The organism is Nocardia sp. NBC_01730, from assembly GCF_035920445.1.
GTDB lineage: Bacteria > Actinomycetota > Actinomycetes > Mycobacteriales > Mycobacteriaceae > Nocardia.
This window is the reverse complement of the sequence record NZ_CP109162.1, coordinates 1,653,388-1,670,738: the sequence shown is the minus strand read 5'-3', so window position 1 is coordinate 1,670,738 and position 17,351 is coordinate 1,653,388. Positions and strand designations below refer to the sequence as shown.

Annotated in this window: 18 protein-coding genes and 2 pseudogenes; 15 read left to right on the top strand and 5 right to left on the bottom strand. The window is 65.8% G+C overall.

What is annotated here, in order from left to right:
- The first annotated feature begins 488 nt into the window (after positions 1-488).
- The 12 genes and pseudogenes from OHB12_RS06740 to OHB12_RS06685 form a co-directional block, all read left to right on the top strand.
- On the top strand, positions 489-908 hold the full coding sequence (locus OHB12_RS06740) for an STAS domain-containing protein (RefSeq protein WP_327117174.1): 420 nt from the start codon (positions 489-491) through the stop codon (positions 906-908).
- 84 nt (positions 909-992) lie between these two features.
- Positions 993-1,676 (top strand): PAS and ANTAR domain-containing protein, encoded by a 684-nt coding sequence (locus tag OHB12_RS06735; protein WP_327117172.1) that lies wholly within the window; start codon positions 993-995, stop codon positions 1,674-1,676.
- Between the two features lie 180 nt (positions 1,677-1,856).
- Positions 1,857-2,288: an ATP-binding protein gene (locus OHB12_RS06730; protein ID WP_327117170.1), complete on the top strand. Its 432-nt coding sequence runs from the start codon at positions 1,857-1,859 to the stop codon at positions 2,286-2,288.
- Positions 2,278-3,063 carry a SigB/SigF/SigG family RNA polymerase sigma factor gene (locus OHB12_RS06725; RefSeq protein WP_327117168.1) on the top strand — a complete coding sequence of 262 codons (786 nt, stop codon included), beginning with the start codon at positions 2,278-2,280 and terminating at the stop codon, positions 3,061-3,063. The genes OHB12_RS06730 and OHB12_RS06725 overlap by 11 nt, the downstream gene beginning before the upstream one ends.
- A gap of 711 nt (positions 3,064-3,774) precedes the next feature.
- Entirely contained in the window at positions 3,775-4,053 is a 279-nt protein-coding gene (locus OHB12_RS06720; protein WP_327117166.1) for a hypothetical protein, read from the top strand.
- A gap of 712 nt (positions 4,054-4,765) precedes the next feature.
- The gene (locus OHB12_RS06715) at positions 4,766-5,476 is read left to right on the top strand and encodes a response regulator transcription factor (RefSeq protein ID WP_327117164.1); all 711 of its coding nucleotides are present in this window, start codon (positions 4,766-4,768) and stop codon (positions 5,474-5,476) included.
- Between the two features lie 55 nt (positions 5,477-5,531).
- Positions 5,532-6,572 (top strand): HAMP domain-containing sensor histidine kinase, encoded by a 1,041-nt coding sequence (locus OHB12_RS06710; RefSeq protein ID WP_327117162.1) that lies wholly within the window; start codon positions 5,532-5,534, stop codon positions 6,570-6,572.
- Positions 6,573-6,797: 225 nt separating this feature from the next.
- Positions 6,798-7,256: a diaminobutyrate acetyltransferase gene (gene ectA / locus OHB12_RS06705; RefSeq protein ID WP_327120935.1), complete on the top strand. Its 459-nt coding sequence runs from the start codon at positions 6,798-6,800 to the stop codon at positions 7,254-7,256.
- Entirely contained in the window at positions 7,253-8,530 is a 1,278-nt protein-coding gene (ectB, locus tag OHB12_RS06700; RefSeq protein ID WP_327117160.1) for a diaminobutyrate--2-oxoglutarate transaminase, read from the top strand. Before ectA ends, ectB begins: the two co-directional genes overlap by 4 nt.
- Positions 8,527-8,928: an ectoine synthase gene (locus OHB12_RS06695; RefSeq protein ID WP_327117158.1), complete on the top strand. Its 402-nt coding sequence runs from the start codon at positions 8,527-8,529 to the stop codon at positions 8,926-8,928. The genes ectB and OHB12_RS06695 overlap by 4 nt, the downstream gene beginning before the upstream one ends.
- Entirely contained in the window at positions 8,925-9,842 is a 918-nt protein-coding gene (thpD, locus tag OHB12_RS06690; protein WP_327117156.1) for an ectoine hydroxylase, read from the top strand. The genes OHB12_RS06695 and thpD overlap by 4 nt, the downstream gene beginning before the upstream one ends.
- 403 nt (positions 9,843-10,245) lie before the next feature.
- Positions 10,246-11,345: pseudogene (locus OHB12_RS06685) on the top strand (Tn3 family transposase); the annotation flags it as partial.
- Positions 11,346-11,557: 212 nt separating this feature from the next.
- Here the strand turns inward: OHB12_RS06685 and OHB12_RS06680 are convergent.
- Positions 11,558-12,496, bottom strand: coding sequence for a sigma-70 family RNA polymerase sigma factor (locus OHB12_RS06680; RefSeq protein ID WP_327117154.1), 939 nt, complete (start codon positions 12,494-12,496; stop codon positions 11,558-11,560).
- A gap of 10 nt (positions 12,497-12,506) precedes the next feature.
- Positions 12,507-13,697 (bottom strand): NAD(P)/FAD-dependent oxidoreductase, encoded by a 1,191-nt coding sequence (locus tag OHB12_RS06675; protein WP_327117152.1) that lies wholly within the window; start codon positions 13,695-13,697, stop codon positions 12,507-12,509.
- Between the two features lie 158 nt (positions 13,698-13,855).
- Here OHB12_RS06675 and OHB12_RS06670 point away from each other — a divergent pair.
- Positions 13,856-14,314 (top strand): annotated as a pseudogene (locus OHB12_RS06670) (tyrosine-type recombinase/integrase); the annotation flags it as partial.
- A 135-nt stretch (positions 14,315-14,449) separates the two neighbouring features.
- Positions 14,450-14,917 carry an NUDIX hydrolase gene (locus tag OHB12_RS06665; protein ID WP_327117150.1) on the top strand — a complete coding sequence of 156 codons (468 nt, stop codon included), beginning with the start codon at positions 14,450-14,452 and terminating at the stop codon, positions 14,915-14,917.
- A gap of 41 nt (positions 14,918-14,958) precedes the next feature.
- Here OHB12_RS06665 and OHB12_RS06660 read toward each other — a convergent pair whose 3' ends face one another.
- Both OHB12_RS06660 and OHB12_RS06655 read right to left on the bottom strand, forming a co-directional pair.
- Entirely contained in the window at positions 14,959-15,300 is a 342-nt protein-coding gene (locus OHB12_RS06660; protein ID WP_327117148.1) for an ATP-binding protein, read from the bottom strand.
- 90 nt (positions 15,301-15,390) lie between these two features.
- Positions 15,391-16,011 carry a cytosine permease gene (locus tag OHB12_RS06655; RefSeq protein ID WP_327117146.1) on the bottom strand — a complete coding sequence of 207 codons (621 nt, stop codon included), beginning with the start codon at positions 16,009-16,011 and terminating at the stop codon, positions 15,391-15,393.
- A 5-nt stretch (positions 16,012-16,016) separates the two neighbouring features.
- Between OHB12_RS06655 and OHB12_RS06650 the strand changes: the two genes are divergently transcribed.
- Positions 16,017-16,262 carry a hypothetical protein gene (locus OHB12_RS06650; RefSeq protein ID WP_327117144.1) on the top strand — a complete coding sequence of 82 codons (246 nt, stop codon included), beginning with the start codon at positions 16,017-16,019 and terminating at the stop codon, positions 16,260-16,262.
- 77 nt (positions 16,263-16,339) lie between these two features.
- Here the strand turns inward: OHB12_RS06650 and erm are convergent, their stop codons facing one another.
- Entirely contained in the window at positions 16,340-17,152 is an 813-nt protein-coding gene (gene erm / locus OHB12_RS06645; RefSeq protein ID WP_327117142.1) for a 23S ribosomal RNA methyltransferase Erm, read from the bottom strand.
- Between the last annotated feature and the right edge of the window lie 199 nt (positions 17,153-17,351).

Sequence of the window (17,351 nt, the reverse complement as noted above, 5' to 3'; positions counted from 1 at the left end):
ACAAGAGCGATTTCTTTCGCGCGCACGCATGTGGAAAGCAGGAAGGAGCGACAGTGGGCGAGGCAACGAACGGTCGCGCCGATTCCGGTGCCTACGCCGAGCAGCGCCAGCTCGACGAATGCCGAGTCGACCGTGAACAGGGCCGCCGGACTCCGACCTCGCCGCCTCCAACGGCGTCGTGGTGACCGACATCGGGCGGAAGAGCGGATGCGACTTTCACCGACGCTGCCACCGACGCGACCGCAGGTCACCGGAAATGGCGTCGGCCCACAGCAGCAGTTCCCGCCTGAACCTATGACAGCAGTGCCGGACCATGACAGACTGAGAGGCAGGTTGAGACTACAGCCGACCCCGGTTCGACGCGGAGAGCACGAACCCCGGGCCCGCCGACCGGCGGAAGTAGCGACAACCTTGTTGCGACATCCGTCCACGATCGTCGCCCCCGCCGCGTAGGGCTGGAAATCCCCCCTTGTACGGGAGGTTCTGTTATGTCCGCCATTTCTTTGCTCCGGGAGCACGCCGACGGAGTACATCGGAACGGCTCGGGGCCAAAACCCCGCGGGAAGGCCCGCTTGTGGGCGCAACACGTGGACCGCCGCCGGGAATGTGTCGTGGTCCGAGTCGAAGGCGAACTCGACGCCGCGGCCTTTTCCGAGTTCTTCCAAGCGCTCGATCGTGCCGCGGAGTCGGACTGCCACGCGATAGTCGTCGATCTACGCGCCGCGCGATTCCTCAGTCTGCGGGTCGCGGCGACGCTGGGCGCGGTCAAACAAGACCGAGACGCCCATGGTGGCCCTGACCTCCGTATCGTGGCCGGACGCCAGGTGATCGAGCGTGCCCTCGAGGTCACCGAGGTCCGCGGGCTGTTCCACCGATACGCCTCGATACGCGCCGCCCTGCACGGCTGAGCGGTTCCCATAAGGGAGGCACCCGCGGGGGCGGCGTGGCGTGATGCGCTCGCGTGGCGTATGGCCGCAAAGGATACTGGCGACATGACTGAAAGTGGGTCGCTACCGCCGGAGGACAGTCTGGTGCTGAGCCAAGTGATCGGGTTCGGCACGCCGCAAAGCGTTGGTGCCTTTCGGTTCTGGTTCGCTGATCGGCGCTGGGAATGGTCCGACGAAGTAGCGGAGATCCACGGCTATCCGCCTGGAAGTATCACGCCGACCACGGAGCTTCTGCTGACCCACAAGCATCCCGAGGACCGGGCACAGGTCGCCAGCGCGCTGGAGAAGTCCATCGAGAACACCGAGCCGTTCTCCAGCCGCCACCGGATCATCGATACGGGCGGGCGAGTCCACCATGTGATCGTGGTGGCCGACACTATGAATGATGAGCGCGACCAGGTGGTCGGTACATCCGGGTACTACATCGACGTCACCGACACGCTCGAAGAGCACCGGCAGGAAGCCCTCGACGACGCGCTCCCTGAGCTGTACGCCGCACGAGCGGTGATCGAGCAGGCCAAAGGCGCGCTCATGCTGGTATACGGCATCGGTCCCGAGCAGGCGTTCCGCGTGCTCAGTTGGCGTTCGCAGGAAACCAACGTCAAACTGCGCGCGCTGGCGGAGCGGTTGGTCGCCGATCTGGCGTCGCTGGCGGATTCCGCGAGCGGTTTGCGCACCCGATTCGACCATCTATTGCTCACCGCACACGAGCGTGTCCGAAACGGTTGACTCCGGCGGCTCGACGCGTAGCCGTTTCGAGCATCATGCGGCGGGTACGCCACCGTTTGAGGAAGTCGCGGCCTCTTGTGTTCCGCCCGCCGCGAGCGCTGGGCTCGTGTGTGGTCGGGAACGCCGGGAGCGGTACCCGACCGTCTCCCTGTCGGCTGCGAGAGCGAGGTGGTGATGGGCATGGGCGAGTGGACTTCCCGATCCTCGACCGAAACGACGACAATCGGCGTACGAGTGCCTGCCCGGTTGGAGCAGCTGACCATGCTGCGCGCCCTGGCCGAAACCGTCGCGCTCATCGCGGATTTCGCGCTGGATGAGGTGACCGACATCCGGCTGGCGCTGGACGAGGTGGCGACGTCCCTCATCCTGGATGCCGTCTCGGAGTCGGCCATCGATTGCAACTTCACCTACGACACCAACCAGATGTTCGTCCACGTCTCCTCGGTCACCGTCTCGCCATCGGCGGTCGACGGCGACGGCTTCGGCTGGCACATCGTCCGGACCCTGACTGATTCGATCGCCGCTGCGCAAAGCCCCTACGACGGGATGCTCGGCGGATACCCGACAATCGTGGACTTCAGTTGGGTACGAGGTGTCGCGGATGACCGCTGATTCGAGATCGCGCGGCGACAGCTACGACAACATCGAGCCGCTGTTCGAGAAGATCGCGGCACTGGACCCCGATGACCCGCGCCGAGATACCGTGCGATCGGAGTTGATCGGCCGATGCCTGCCGCTGGCGGACCACATCGCTCGGAAATTCTCCGGCCGTGGCGAGAACTTCGATGATCTGTTGCAGGTCGCGCGCCTCGGTCTGGTGCAGGCGGCCGACCGGTTCGACGTCACCCGCGGGTCATCGTTTCTGTCGTTCGCGGTGCCGACCATCATGGGTGAGGTGCGTCGGCATTTTCGGGACAACACCTGGGCGGTGCGTGTGCCTCGGCGTGTCAAGGAGATCCAGCTGACCATCGGCGTCACAGTGGAGACGCTGTCCCAACGCCTCGGCCGTATGCCGCGAGCGAGGGAACTCGCCGCGGAGTTGGACGTGGACCTGGTCGAAGTAACCCAGGCCCTCATCGCAGGTAACGCCTACCAGTCCTCGTCCATCGACGCCGTCGCGGGCGAGGACATCGAGAACGCGCCGTTGCCGCTGCTGGAAAGCCTCGGTGCGGAGGAAACGTCCTACCACGTGGTGGAGGACTATCTCGCGGTCCGGCCGCTGATCGAGGAGCTGCCCGACCGTGAGCGGCAAGTCCTGGTGATGCGGTTCTTCGAATCGATGACGCAAACCCAGATCGCGGATCGCCTCGGCGTCTCTCAGATGCATGTCTCGCGCATCCTGTCCAGAACGTTGAACCAGCTGCGTGAACAGGCGTTGCGGGACTGACCCGCCAGTCACGGCCGTTTCACGCGCGATCGAGTGTGCCTGCGTCGTCGGGCAAACGCCGCGGTCACATGGGATTCGGTGGCGCAGGATCCGGTGTCGGTCCCGGCGGCTGCGGGGCCGGGAACGGATGCCCGGGATCGGGTATCGGCTGTCCAGGGTCCGGTATGGGGCGTGGCCGGGGCTCCGGAGTCGTCGGGACCGGATCCGGATCGCGCGGTGTGGGTTCGGGGTCGGGGAGTGGTTCGGGGCCGGGCGCCGGTGGTATCGGATCGGGTATCGGTTCCTGCGGGACTGGGCTGGGATTCGGTGGCACCGGGCGCATCATGCTCATTCGATCTCCTCCTCGCTCTGCGCTGTCTCGACGCGACACGCGCTGCGGCGCGGCGACGACCGAGGTGATCGCCTACGACGGCAGGCCAACCGAACCGCCGGGACAGTCGACCACGCTGTCCGGGTACCCGTGCCCTCTGGCCCGAATCAGCCCGCTGGAGCCCCATCGGCGCTGGTCGTCGGCGGAGCGGGCGATACGAGCGGTTTGCGCGTCGGTGACGTGGGGTACGTGAAGGAAAGCCGGACAAACGATGCCTACGGCTCGAGGAGTTCGTCATGAACGAGCAGCGACGACCAGGCACCCGAAACCCCGGGTCGGGCAGTTCGAGGTCGCCGAGACATGCAACGGAAATCCCTCCCCCCGTGCAGCGGACGGAGCGCATGAACGACACCCGCACCACGACGAGTCATGAGGTGATCCGGCGCTGGGCGGAGCAACGCGGAGCCCGCCCCGCGACCTTGCCCGGTAGCGAGTACGACGGGCGGCTCGGTGTGCTTCGCTTCGATTTTCCCGGGTACGGTGGCGCCGTGCTGCGCACCGTGGACTGGGACGAATGGTTCGCCACGTTCGACGCGCGGCGATTGCATTTTCGCTACCAGGAACAGCGGCCCGATGGGACGCCGAGCAATTTCAATCGGCTCGAGCAGCCCGACCGGTGACATCCCTGATCGGGATCAGCCTGCTGGTCACGGGCACCGACGCCGCTCGGCCCAACCGGTCGCAGCGTCCCCACTTCTGGCCATCTATCACCCTGAGCGCGGTCGCCCGCGCTCGGACCAGGTGGATCCGCCACCTCCGGGATCAGGCTACCAACGACCGAGAGATCTGCTGCTCGGTTCTCCGGCGGAACTCAGGTGTTCTCGCGGTTCCCGTCCGTGGTTGCCCTCAACTCGCCGCCGAGTGCGCGATGATCGCTCCGGCGGTATTCGGCGTCGGAGAGCCCACCCCGGCCTGTGCGACAGCGTGAGCCCGGTCACCGGTGCCACGCGAATCGACCTCGACTCCGCGGAGAGCGAGGCCGGGGCAATGTCGGCCTCGGCCCAGCGCTCTGCGCTGCCGCCGAACTATGGTTCGCACGGGCAGAAAGGTTCTGGCGACATCGATTCGGCTAGCGGCACGGCAGGCCGAACAGACACCGAACGGCGGGTCACGACCGACCGTCTTCGGCCCGATCACCGCTCCATCGGCCGTTGGTGTCCCGGTCGGCGGAGGATGAGCGCGCCTGCTCGTGGGCTGCCGAACGTTTACGGGACGGTATCTTCGGGTAAACGTAATCAGGCAAGGTTGCTCGAAAGCGGGTTTTCGCGTCGGTATGGGGTTGCGATTCTCCGCATCGTGACGCGGATCCGCGTGTCTGCAAGGGATAAGGTCTTGGGCGCAAACCTGATGATCGTGGAAGACGACGACCGGGTCCGTGGCGCATTACGACTCGCCATGGAAGACGAGGGCTACGACGTCGACGAGGCGGGGGAAGCCGAGGACGCGCTCACCCATCTGCGCAGCAACGGCGCCCCCGATGTGATGATCGTGGACCTGATGCTCGGTGGTATGGACGGATTCGAATGTATCCGGGAGATCCGCCGCGACCACGACGTGCCGATCATCGTGGTCAGCGCCCGCGACGACACTCACGACGTGGTGGCCGCGCTGGAGGCGGGCGCCGACGATTTCGTCACCAAGCCGTTCGAGATCAAGGAGATCACCGCCCGTATGCGTGCGGTGCGTCGTCGCGCACGGCTCACCGCCGAGCGCGAGACGCCGCAGGAGATGATTCTCGACGCCGACGACACAGCGCCGTTGGTGCTCGCGCAGGACAGCGGCGTGGTCCGTCGCGGCGACGAGGAGATCCGGCTCACGCTCACCGAGTTCCGGTTGCTGTGCGAGCTGGCGGAGGCGCCGGGCCGGGTGCTCAGCCGCACAGTCCTGCTCGAGCGGGTGTGGGATCGCGGATTCTTCGGTGACGAGCGCATTGTGGACGTCCATATGCGCAGGCTGCGCACCAAGATCGAACGGGATCCGTCCGATCCGCGCATCGTGGTGACGGTGCGCGGGCTCGGCTACCGACTCGATGTTCGGCGCTGAGCGCTCTCTGAACCCGAAGCACTGGAGCCCGAACGCCTGGAGCATGCGCGGCCGGGTGACCGCCGCGTTCGCGACGATCGCCGCGCTGATGTCGCTCGTCCTGGTCGTTTCGGTATTCCTCATCAGTCGCAGCTACCTGGAAGCGCAGCGGCCGCATACGAGCACCGAGCAGTCCGGCGATCTCAATTCCGATCTGGATCTGCTGCGCAATGTGCTGATCGGCTGTGCCATCGTGGTCACCCTGATCGGCGCGGCCGTGGGATGGTGGGCGAGCAGACGCGTGCTGACCCCGCTGCACCAGCTCGCCGGGACGGCGGCCCGGATCGCCTCCGGCGATTTGGACCTGCGGCTGTCCACTACCCCGGACCACGACTTGGCGATCACCGTCGAGTCGTTCAACACGATGGTGGACTCGCTGCAGCGTCGTATCGAGCGTGAACACCGGCTCTTCGGCGATGTCAGCCACGAGCTGCGCACGCCACTGACCACGTTGATGGCCAGCGTCGACGTGCTCAACCGGCACCGCGACGATCTGCCCGAACGCTCTCGGCGCGCGCTCGGCCTGGTCACCGACGAGGTCGATCATCTGCGCAGGCTGCTGGACGACCTGCTCGCCCTTGCCCGCGTCGAGGCAGGAATGCACCACGGCGACGCCGAGCCACTGTCTGTGCGCGACCTACTGACCCATACGCTGGCCGATCGCCGCTATCCGGCGGAACTGCTCACAGTGACCCACGACGTCATCGTGCGCGGTCGCAAGCTGGAGCTGGAACGCGCGGTGGCCAACTTGTTGCACAACGCGGACCGGCACGGCGGCGGCGTGGTGGCGGTCACCGCAAGCCGCGACGGTACCGACGCGGTGATCATCGTCGACGACGCGGGTCCCGGAGTGCCGACTGCGGACCGAAAGCGGATCTTCGAACGTTTCGCGACCGCCCGCACCGGCCGACGGTCGGCCACCGGAACCGGCATCGGCCTGGCGCTGGTCGCCGAGACCATCGCCACGCATCGCGGCCGGGTCGAATGCGCCGGGCGGACGGGAGGAGGCGCGCGCTTCGTCGTGCGGCTGCCCCGGATCGACGACACAGAGCTGTAACACAACCGTAAACAAGTCGACCACTTCACCTCAACGTTGCTTCGCAAGCCTGGATATGTACTGCTGACCCGACGAGGGAGTTGTATGTCACCGCCAATCCTGTCCCCAGCGGAGATCGAGCGATCGCGCGTTGAAAACGCGGCGGCCGCGCTGGGGTCCACTACGATCCGGAACACCGGACCGGCCGTGGTCCTGCGCACCCCCCGCCTCGGCGACGGCGCCCAGATGTGGCGCATCGCGAAGGACTCAGCGGTGCTCGACGCCAATTCGAGCTACGCGTACCTGCTCTGGTGCCGCGATTTCGCGAGCACCTCCGTGGTCGCCGAGCTCAACGGTCGTATCGTTGGATACGTGATCGGATTCGTCCGCCCACAGGCACCGGACACCGTCTTCGTCTGGCAGATCGCGGTCGAGCGATCACAGCGCGGCCGCGGCACCGGGGCCGAGCTACTGCACGTTTTGCTGAATAGTGTTGCAGCCCAAGGAGTTTCGGTACTGGAGACGACGATCTCGCCGGACAATCTCGCGTCGATCGCAATGTTCACGTCGGTGGCCCGGACCAGAGACGCCGCCATCACCAAGCGGCCCTTGTTCGATGCAGGCGTCTTTCCCGACAGCCATGCACCCGAAGATCTGTACCGCATCGAACCGGCCGTCCGCACCACCGAGGAGAATCCCCGATGATCAACGCCGATACCACCATTTTCGAGAGTCTTGAATCGAACGTGCGCGGTTACTGCCGCGCCTGGCCCACCGTGTTCACCACCGCGAAAGGCAGCTGGCTACGTGACGAGGAAGGCAGGGACTACCTCGACTTCTTCGCAGGCGCCGGTGCACTGAACTACGGCCACAACAACGAGGTGCTCAAGCACTCGCTGCTGGACTACATCGCCAGTGACGGCATCACGCACGGCCTGGACATGTCGACGGCGGCCAAACGGGAACTGCTGGAGACACTGCGCGACACCCTCTTCACGCCGCGCGGCCTGGACTACAAGGTCCAGTTCCCCGGCCCGACCGGCGCCAACGCCGTCGAGGCTGCGCTCAAGCTTGCTCGCAAGATCACCGGCCGCGAGACGATCGTCAGCTTCACCAACGCCTTCCATGGGATGACGCTGGGCGCGTTGTCGGTCACCGGCAATGCGGCCAAGCGGGCGGGTGCCGGCGTACCGCTGGTGCACACGACGCACATGCCCTACGACGGCTACTTCGATGGCACCACCGCCGACTTCCAGTGGATGGAGAAGGTGCTCGACGACAGCTCGTCGGGCGTCGACCGCCCCGCCGCAGTGATCGTGGAGACGGTGCAGGGTGAGGGTGGCGTCAATGTCGCGCGCGCCGAGTGGCTGCGCCACCTCGCCGGGCTCTGTGCGGAACGTGAGATCCTGCTGATCGTCGACGACGTGCAGATGGGCTGCGGCCGGACCGGCCCGTTCTTCTCCTTCGAGGTCGCGGGGATCACCCCCGACATCGTCACGCTTTCGAAGTCGATCGGCGGCTACGGTCTGCCGATGGCGCTGGTGCTGCTCAAGCCGGAGCTCGATCAGTGGGCGCCCGGTGAGCACAACGGCACCTTTCGCGGCAACAACCCCGCGTTCGTCACCGCGACGACCGCGCTGCGGCACTTCTGGTCCGATGGCGCCCTCCAGGACGCGACGCAGGTCAAAGGCGAGCGCGTCGAACGCAGGCTGAGCGAGCTGGCCGGTCACTTTCCCGGCGTCTCGACCCGAGGGCGCGGCCTCGTGCAAGGCGTCGTGTTCGATGAGCCGTCACAGGCGAGTAAGGTTTGCCAAATCGCGTTCGAGCGCGGTCTACTGGTGGAGACCTCCGGTTCCACCGACGAAGTGGTGAAGCTCTTGCCGCCATTGACCATCACCGAGCAGGAGCTCGACCAGGGCCTGCACATCCTCACCGGCGCCGTCGACGCCGTGTGTGGTGGTGTGGGGGCGGTCGGATGATCGTGCGCACTACCGCGGAGATCACCGGCACCGAACGCGACGTGGCGGGGGAGGGGTGGCGCAGTAAGCGCATTGTCCTCGGCGGCGACGGGGTGGGCTTCTCTTTCCACGAGACCACCATCGAAGCAGGTACCGTGCACGAGTTCCACTACCGCCACCACGTGGAGGCGGTGTGGCTCATCGAGGGCGAGGGCACGTTGACCGACCTGGACAACGGCGCCACCTACGAACTCGTGCCGGGCTCGATGTACCTGCTCGACGGACACGAACGCCACCGCCTCGAGGTGCGCAGCACCATGCGGATGATGTGCGTGTTCAACCCGCCGGTTACGGGGCAGGAGGTTCACGACAGCGACGGCGTCTACCCGTTGGTCGCCGCGACAACGATCGGAGGATGAGAACGGTAATGGCTTTGCAGCACACCGATGCTCGACTCGAGACCGCGCAGTCTGATCGCTACCCCACCCGGCTCGGCGTGCCCGCCCCGCATCTGGAGCGCGCCGACCCCACGGTCTGGGGCACGGTCGACAGCAAGGAGCTGGCCGCGTTCGACGCCGACGGCTTCGCGATCCTCGACGCGCTGCTGACTCCCGCCGAGGTGGCGGAGTTCAGCGCCGAGATCCACCAGCTCGCTGGCGATCCCACACTGCGCGACGACGCCCGGCTGATCGTGGAGAAGTCGTCGAACCGGGTGCGCTCGATCTTCGAGGTGCACAAGCTCAGCTCGGCGGTCGCCGAGCTGGCGCGGGAGGAGCGCGTCGTCGGGCTGGCCAGGAAGGTACTGGGGTCGGAGGTGTATGTGCACCAGAGCCGGGTCAACTACATGCCCGGCTTCCGCGGCACGGGTTTCTACTGGCACTCGGATTTCGAGACCTGGCACGCCGAGGACGGAATGCCCGCGCCGCGCGCGGTGAGCCTGTCGATCGCGCTGACCGACAACTATCCGATCAACGGCAGCCTGATGGTGATGCCCGGCTCACACCGAACCTTCGTGCCCTGCCTGGGCAGCACCCCGGCCGAGCACTATCGGGAGTCGTTGCAGGAGCAGGAGATCGGTGTTCCGACGGCCGAGGACATCGCCTCGCTCGCGAAGCAGTACGGAATCAGCCAGTTCACCGGCAGGGCCGGGTCGGCGCTGCTGTTCGACTCCAATCTCATGCATGGGTCGTCGAACAACATCACGCCCTTTCCGCGCTCGAACATCTTCCTGGTGTTCAACAGTGTGGAGAACACCCTTGTGGAGCCGTTCGCCGCGCCGGCGCGGCGACCCGGATACATCGGCAGCCGCGACTTCACGCCACTCTCGGCGTGACGTGACCGTCCCGGTGTGCGCCCGCCCGGCAGGGCGCGGGACCGTGCACCGGGACGGTTCGCGTATCGACGCCGGCATCCACGGTGTGGAGAAGGCTGTGAGGTTCAGGCGGTGGGTTTCGATGCTTTCAGTGAGAACATCAGCGGGACACGCGGCTGTCCGACAGGCAGGCGGAAGATCCCGTTGTTCTCCGATAGCAAGTGAAATCGTTGGAATAACGTGAAGTCGTGCTTGTGGAAGAAATCCACCTGCAATCCGGCTGTGATCAGTACTGTGACTATGTCGCCGAGGCCGTGTTGCCACTGCACAGTGATGTTTGCCGTGGTCGGCGCGTCGAGATCCCTGCGTGTCAGGGTGAGATGAGTTTACCGGCTCACAGCCAATCAGCCTGACGCGGGGCGAGAGACGAGCCGAATTCTGCCGCCTGTACGACGTCCTGGCCTGGACGGCGGAATGGTACGTGCGGGAGGAGACGCTGCGCGCGGCGAATCTGGCGATCATCGACTATCACCAAAGATTTCCTCTGACCGGCACTTTCGGTGCAGGCACACTCTCGTCCAGTGATGGGCAGCGGTTCCCCATTCGCGGCAAGTCCGTCACCGCACGAGGGCTGAGCCGCTATTTCGCGAACGAGGGTCTGTCCTCCTACACCCATGTCACCGATCAGCACGCGACCTACGGCACGAAGATCATCGTCGCCACCAAACGCGAATCGCACTACGTGCTGGACGAAATCCTCGGCAACGCAACCGATCTGCCGATCACCGAGCACGCGACAGATACGCACGGCGTCACCCTCGTGAACTTCGGTTTGTTCGATCTACTTGGGATGCAACTCTCGCCCCGGATCCGGGACCTGGGGCGCATCACCCTGTATCGGCCGGGCCCGCGCTCCGAGGCGGAGACCCGATTCCCGCACGCGGGCCCACTGCTGACCCGACGCACCAACCTGGATCTGATCGCCGAGCACTACGACGACCTGCTGCGGTTGGCCGGATCGCTGAAGTTCGGGCACGCCACCGCATCTTTGCTGGTCGGCAAGCTGTCCGCCTCAAGTCGGCAGAACACCCTGGCCGCGGCGCTCAAGGAGTACGGGGCGCTGCGGCGCACCATCTACGCCGCGAAATACCTGTCCGATCCGGACTACCGCCGCAAGATCTCCCGCCAACTCAACAAGGGCGAATCTCTGCCCGCCCTGCGCCGCGACCTGCTCTACGCCCATGAAGGCATGATCCGCGTCCGCCACCTCGAGGCCCAAACCGAACAAGCCTGGTGTCTCACCCTGGCAACCAACGCCGTAATCGCCTGGACCACAGAATATTACGGGCTTGCCGTCGAGCAGATACGCCGCACCGGTCGACGCATCGATGACGAGGTGCTCGCACATATCTCGCCCGCACACACAACTTCTTCGGCGCCATGGAGGTCGACATAGAGGCCGAACTCGCCCAGCTCGGCCCCTCTGGCTACCGACCGCTACGTGTCCGCGACACTCTGTTTTGACCACTCCAACTTCCGGCCCGCGCATCCTCGAACGCGCTGTCATGCCGATGCGCGGGCACTTCGAATAGCGAACACCGACACGCCCTCGCGACCCGTGACCCGTGACCCGTGACCCGGCGATCGTCACCGAGGCCATGCCGGAAAGTTGACGCGCCGAATCGGTTTCGCCGGGCGCGGACGAACGAACGTGAGACCGATTGTCGGACAGCCGATTACCACGATTCGATCGGCGCGACGGCATGCTCTCGACGCCGCCATTCCGCGGTGAGGCGACCGAGCCGGTCCGGGGCGGCAATGCCGCGCACACCTGCGATCTTGTCGCCACGGATCTCCAGGATCGCGACGCCAACGACCCGGTCGTCGAGCGTGACGAGCATGGCCGGGCAGCCGTTGACCACGACGGCATGGATCGAGGGCGAGCCACCTGCGAGCATCCGCTTGGCCAGAGACGGTTTGAAACCGCCCCGCAACGCGCTGGCGATCCGCTCCGGGGTCGAGTATTGGATCAGCTTCTCGGCCAGCCCGCCGAAGCCGTCAGAGACGCCGGTCGCATCGTCCGTCAGCAGCGCCAGCAACCGTTCGGTCCGGCCCGAGGAGGCGGCATCGACGAACGCCTCGACGATCCGGCGCGCGGAGGCATGGTCGATGCGAGCGCTGTTGCCCGCGGCGGCGATTCGACGCCGGGCTCGGTGAATGTGTTGCTGACTCCCGGACTCGGTGATGCCGAGAATCTCGGCGACCTCGGCGTGGCTGTACGAAAAGGCCTCGTACAGCACGTAAACGGCCCGTTCGACCGGCGACAGCCGCTCCATAAGGGTCAGCACTGCCAGGGTCACCGATTCGCGCTGCTCGACGGTGTCGGCCGGGCCCAGCATCGGATCGCCGTCCAGGAGCGGTTCGGGCATCCACGCGCCGACCGCGCGTTCGCGCCGCACCTTCGCTGAACGAAGCCGGTCGAGCGCCAGGTTGGTGACGATCTTGGTCAGCCATGCCTCGGGCGTCTCGACATACTCCTGGTCGGCGGCTTGCCACCGCAGGAACGCGTCCTGCACCGTGTCCTCGGCGTCGGCGGCCGAGCCGAGCAGACGGTAGGCGAGCGAGGCCAGCCGATTCCGGCTGGCCTCGAAACGCGCCACGGTGGCAGTGTCCATGAGCACGATTCTATGCGGCGACCACGTCGGGCGAGTGCTCTCGGGTGGTTGCCGAGCGGTACCTGTGCCCCGGCATTCCGAAGGTCGGGCGGCTGATGCTCCAGCCGCTGGCAGCCACGATTGCCGACTTGACTCGCGCCGCCGACCTGCCCACCAGGGCCCCGGACTTCGAGCTCGCGTCACCGTTGACCAGCTGGAAGATCCCGTCCTTGCGACCGAGGCTGATGTGGTTGCCGAAATAGGTCAGCGTGGTCGCCTTGACCTTGCGCCCGGTCCGATCCCCGATGATCGCGGCCGTCGCCTGCATGCCGGTGTATCCCGCCGAAGCACACGACATCGGCAACGGCCGACCGTTCTCGCCGATGACGAAGGCGCTGTCACCGGCAACGTAGACATCCGGGTGCGAGACCGACCGCATCTGCCGGTCGGTCGTGATCTGGCCGTTGGATTCCACCGCGAGGCCACTGGCGGCGGCAATTGGGTGCACGGCGAAACCGGCCGCCCACACGGTCGCGTCAGAGGGGAAAACGGTGCCGTCGTCGGCTACCGCCGCCGTCTCCTCGATGCGCTCGATGGCGGTGTGCTCATGGACCGTGATCCCGAACCGGTCGAAGGCACGCAACAGGTGACGGCGGGCCTTCGTGCCCAGCCAGCCGCCGAGCTCGCCGCTGGTGGCGAGGCTGACCCGAAGTTCCGGATGGGCTTCGGCGATTTCGGTGACAGTTTCGATCGCGGTCAGATTGCCGCCGACCACCAGCACATTCCCGTCCTCGCCCAGCTCATCCAGGCGTGCGCGCAGACGCAGCACGGAAGGCCGTCCGGCCACGTGGAAAGCGTGCTCGGCGACGCCCGGAACGCCGTGGTCGGCAGCGGTGCTGCCGAGCGCGTAGAGCAGGGTGTCGTATCCGAGCCGATCGATGCCCTCGCCGTCGGCGACCGTGACAGTCCGGTGCTCGACATCGACGGCGGTTACCCGCGCCACTCGGGGCCGAATGCCGGTGCCCGCGAACACCTCCGCCAGCGGCCGATGGCGCAGATCCCGCCCCGCGGCGAGCTGATGCAGGCGCAGCCGCTCGACGAAATCGGGTTCGGCGTTGACGACGGTGATCTCGAAGTCGTCGGCGTGGAGTTGGCGTGCGAGGTATCCGGCGGAGAAGGCTCCGGCGTATCCGGCCCCGAGAACGACGATGCGGTGCTTCATGATTCGCTCCTGTCTGGTTCGCGTGCTGTCTGAACGAGACAGCTCCCGAATTCCTGACAGCATCAACCAGTGACGTGCATCACCCCCGAGGCGCGCTGAGCGGACGAACTCCATACAGAACCACGCTGGGCGCGTGATTAGGCCGAATACCTCGAACGCACGCCACCCGAAACGGCGTGGATCTGGGCGAACTGCTGGTGATGTGGCAGCCAGCGGGTCACCGCCGGAGTACGGGCTGGAAGCCGTTCCTGCATCATGTCACCAAGCGGGAGCCGCAGGCTCGGCGAGCGATCGCCTTGAAGGCACCGCGGAAGCTTCCGCGTGTGCTGACCGTCGCCGAGATGCATGCCATTCTCGATGGTTGCGACCGGTTACACGACAGGTTCTTGTTCGCCCTTCTGCACGAGACGGGCATGCGGATCGGCGAAGCGCTGGGCCTGCGGCACGAGGATATCGCCGCCGCCGAACGGGAGATCAGCATCGTTCCGCGGGACAACGACAACGGTGCCCGCACGGAATCCCAACGGCCACGGTCGATCCCGGTCAATGCTGATCTGATTCGCCTCTATGCCGACTATCTGCACGGCGAGTACGGAGACCTCGATTCGGACTACGTCTGTGACTTGCAGTGATAAGTGGCGGTGTTTTCGCATGGTTAGATGGCGCAGAGGTGGCTTACTGTCCGGGCATCCTCGATGAGGCTGTGGCACGGCAACCTTCGGCAGCGCTGTGGGGTCGTGGAGGTTATGGGGATGAGTTTCAGGTTGGCGGCCTACGCCGTATGCATCGAGGATGGGCAGGTGCTGCTCGCCCGGCATATACCGGCCAGCGGTGAGACCAACTGGACTCTTCCGGGCGGCAAGGTCGAGCACGCGGAGGACCCGTTCGACGCGGTGACCCGGGAACTCGCTGAAGAGACCGGCTACCACGGAACCACCGAACGCCTGCTCGGCGTGGACTCGAGGGTGATCTCCGCTGCGGCCTCGCATTCGGGAGCCGAGCACCAGAATGTCGGGATTTTCTACCGAGTCCGTGTCACCGGCGGCCAACTCCGCCCTGAACCCAACGGTGCGACCACCGAGCCGACCTGGACCTCGATCCCCGACGTCGACCGCCTGCGCCGCTCCTCGCTCGTGGATATCGGCCTCGCTCTGGCTCGGACGCTTCCGGCAACGGGTCATGTCGCTGCCGTGCCAGTCGGTGGTTTGGTTCAGCACTGAGGCGTGAGGCGTCTGGCCATGAGTGGCGGTCTCTCACGTTGTCAGGTGGCGCCGATGACGAGGGTGCTGCGGGCGGTTTCGAGGACGTCGGTGGTGATGGTGTGGAGTTCGTTGATTTTCATGATGCGTTGGATTTGGGCGAAGAGTCGTTGCAGGAGTCGGAAGTTGCCGCCGGTGATGCGGGCGACGGCGGCGATGGCTTGGGTGTCGGTGAAGTCGTCGGGGTGGAGTTCGAGGTCGAGTTTGTGCCAGTGCCGGGTGAGGACGAAGGTGAGTTCTTCGCCGGTCAGGGGTCGGTAGTGGTGGGCGAAGCCGACGCGGCTGTAGAGCTGGGGGTAGCGGGAGAAGGTTTTCTCGATGCCGGGCATGCCGATGAACAGCAACCCGTGCTCGCCGCGGTCGTAGAGGTCGCGTAGGTGTTTTGCTGGAACGCGTCCGCATTTCGTTCGATCGGTCGATACTGCACCGACTCCTTACTCTAAGCAGCGGCCGTGCGGTATCCCCGCCACCTCTCGGGCCGGGATACTCAACGCCACGGAGGATGATTCTGCGCCATCTGACGGCGCAGAATCACCGCCACTTATCACTGCGAGTCGCACTCGAAGGCTCAGTAAGAACGGAAGGAGAACCCACGTCGGCAGGTCTGCCGACAATGCGCCGATGGGGTCCGTCGCGGCAGTGCACGCGATGTCCTGATCCTTCACTGCCAGTAAGGCGCCGACCGTCATCAGCGTGATAGCGGGTGCCGCACCACCGAGCACGGTCCATCCGGTGACGGCGGCCATCCCGGCCTCCCGGGGAAGATATCGTGTGTAATCCGCTGCACTGAAGATCCACCCCAAACCCAGCGCGGTCATGGCAAAGACCACCCCACCGGCAAGGGCTCCCCAACTTCGATGGCCGGTCGCCCCGAAGGAGAGCCTGGGAACGTTCAGCACCACATACATGGTAGCCAGCGTGACCGAGACCGGTGCAATCCACTTGTGGGCCCGCAGGATCAGATGCCAACCGAAAATACCGATGATCGTGGGCAGGACGACGACAAAGGAAAAGGCCACGACCATGGCCAGCCTGCTGTCGACATGCGGCGCCACTCGCCGTGCCAACGCACCTGCGGTCAGGCAACATCGTAGATGGCCTGCGGCAACCAGCCCGGAAACGATCGGACCTGCACGAACTACGACACTCCGGCCTCACCCACCTCGGCGAATCCGACGCCAACCTGCTCGAGCTGATGGCAAAATCTCGTCACCGCAAACCGCAGAACCTACGCCGCTACTTCAAACCCTCACCAGCGGCCATGCGCAACCTCACCAACCTGCTCGGACCCGACGTCCACCGATGACCTGGTCCAACAGCTTCGTTTGCCGCTCCTGACACGGTCCTTAACGGCACCTCAACTAGTCAGCGGGCTGCTTCGGGTCATGCGCGCAAAGCCCGGTAGAGGGCCGTCCAGCGATCGGGGGAGACCAGGCCGACCGGCTGGTCGAGCGGAATCCCGGCCGCCGCGCAGGCGGCGTGCACGGCGGAGGTGGGGAACTCCCGATGCAGCGACGCGGCCAGGGAGCCGCCGACTCCGGAGAAACCCAGCGCAACCACTTTGCGGTAGTCGCCGATCAGTTCGCGCGGCAGCAGGGGGTCGGAGCGTTTGCGCAGGCGCAGAATCGCCGTGTCGACCCGCGGCATCGGATGGAAGCTGTGCCTGCCGATCCGTGCGCCCAATTCGACTGCCACAGTGGGCCAGTGGCCGATGGTGAGTTTGGTCCATCGTCCGTAGTCGCCGGAATGCTTGCGCGCGAACTCCACCTGGGTGAGTAGGGTGGCGGCGGTGAGGTGCCGGGCGGCCAGGCACCAGCGCACGATGTCGGTCGTGATGGTGAACGGCACGTTGGCCACGACGGCGAACGGTTCTCTCGGTGCGCGAGCCGTGCGAAAATCCCGGTGGAACAGACGTATTCGCGGATTGTTTGCGTATCTTCTGCTCAGCAGGGTTGCGTAGTGCGGGTCCTTCTCGTAGGCGAGGATCCGGCCTGCCACACCCAGTAGCTGCCTGGTCAGCATGCCGTCGCCGGGGCCGATCTCCAGCACGAGGTCTTCGGTGGTGACGCCGGACGCATGCACGATCAGACGTGCGGCGCGCGCATCGGTGAGGAAGTTCTGGGACAGCCGTTTTCGCGTGCTCGTAGTGCGGACATGGCTGTCACGGGCACGCGAAACGGAATGGTGGCGGGACATGGGTGTCCTCCGAACGGAGTGGTCGAATCAGGAAGGTTGATTCGCCCGGACCCACGCCAGGGCACAGCGGATCAGACGGCCGCTATCGGCCGCCTGCGCGGATTTCGATCAGCCGGATCAGGAAATCGAAGCGATACGGTGCGCCGGCAGAGCCCGGACCTCCATGCGCAGTCGAATGAAGTACGCGCCGACCGCGCAC

Bases quoted from the DNA above. Each gene is read 5' to 3' on its own strand.
- OHB12_RS06740 (WP_327117174.1), top strand. From the start codon at position 489: ATGTCCGCCATTTCTTTGCTCCGGGAGCACGCCGACGGAGTACATCGG.
- OHB12_RS06735 (WP_327117172.1), top strand. From the start codon at position 993: ATGACTGAAAGTGGGTCGCTACCGCCGGAGGACAGTCTGGTGCTGAGC.
- OHB12_RS06730 (WP_327117170.1), top strand. From the start codon at position 1,857: ATGGGCGAGTGGACTTCCCGATCCTCGACCGAAACGACGACAATCGGC.
- OHB12_RS06725 (WP_327117168.1), top strand. From the start codon at position 2,278: ATGACCGCTGATTCGAGATCGCGCGGCGACAGCTACGACAACATCGAG.
- OHB12_RS06720 (WP_327117166.1), top strand. From the start codon at position 3,775: ATGAACGACACCCGCACCACGACGAGTCATGAGGTGATCCGGCGCTGG.
- ectA (WP_327120935.1), top strand. From the start codon at position 6,798: ATGTGGCGCATCGCGAAGGACTCAGCGGTGCTCGACGCCAATTCGAGC.
- ectB (WP_327117160.1), top strand. From the start codon at position 7,253: ATGATCAACGCCGATACCACCATTTTCGAGAGTCTTGAATCGAACGTG.
- OHB12_RS06695 (WP_327117158.1), top strand. From the start codon at position 8,527: ATGATCGTGCGCACTACCGCGGAGATCACCGGCACCGAACGCGACGTG.
- thpD (WP_327117156.1), top strand. From the start codon at position 8,925: ATGAGAACGGTAATGGCTTTGCAGCACACCGATGCTCGACTCGAGACC.
- OHB12_RS06680 (WP_327117154.1), bottom strand. From the start codon at position 12,496: ATGGACACTGCCACCGTGGCGCGTTTCGAGGCCAGCCGGAATCGGCTG.
- OHB12_RS06675 (WP_327117152.1), bottom strand. From the start codon at position 13,697: ATGAAGCACCGCATCGTCGTTCTCGGGGCCGGATACGCCGGAGCCTTC.
- OHB12_RS06665 (WP_327117150.1), top strand. From the start codon at position 14,450: ATGAGTTTCAGGTTGGCGGCCTACGCCGTATGCATCGAGGATGGGCAG.
- erm (WP_327117142.1), bottom strand. From the start codon at position 17,152: ATGTCCCGCCACCATTCCGTTTCGCGTGCCCGTGACAGCCATGTCCGC.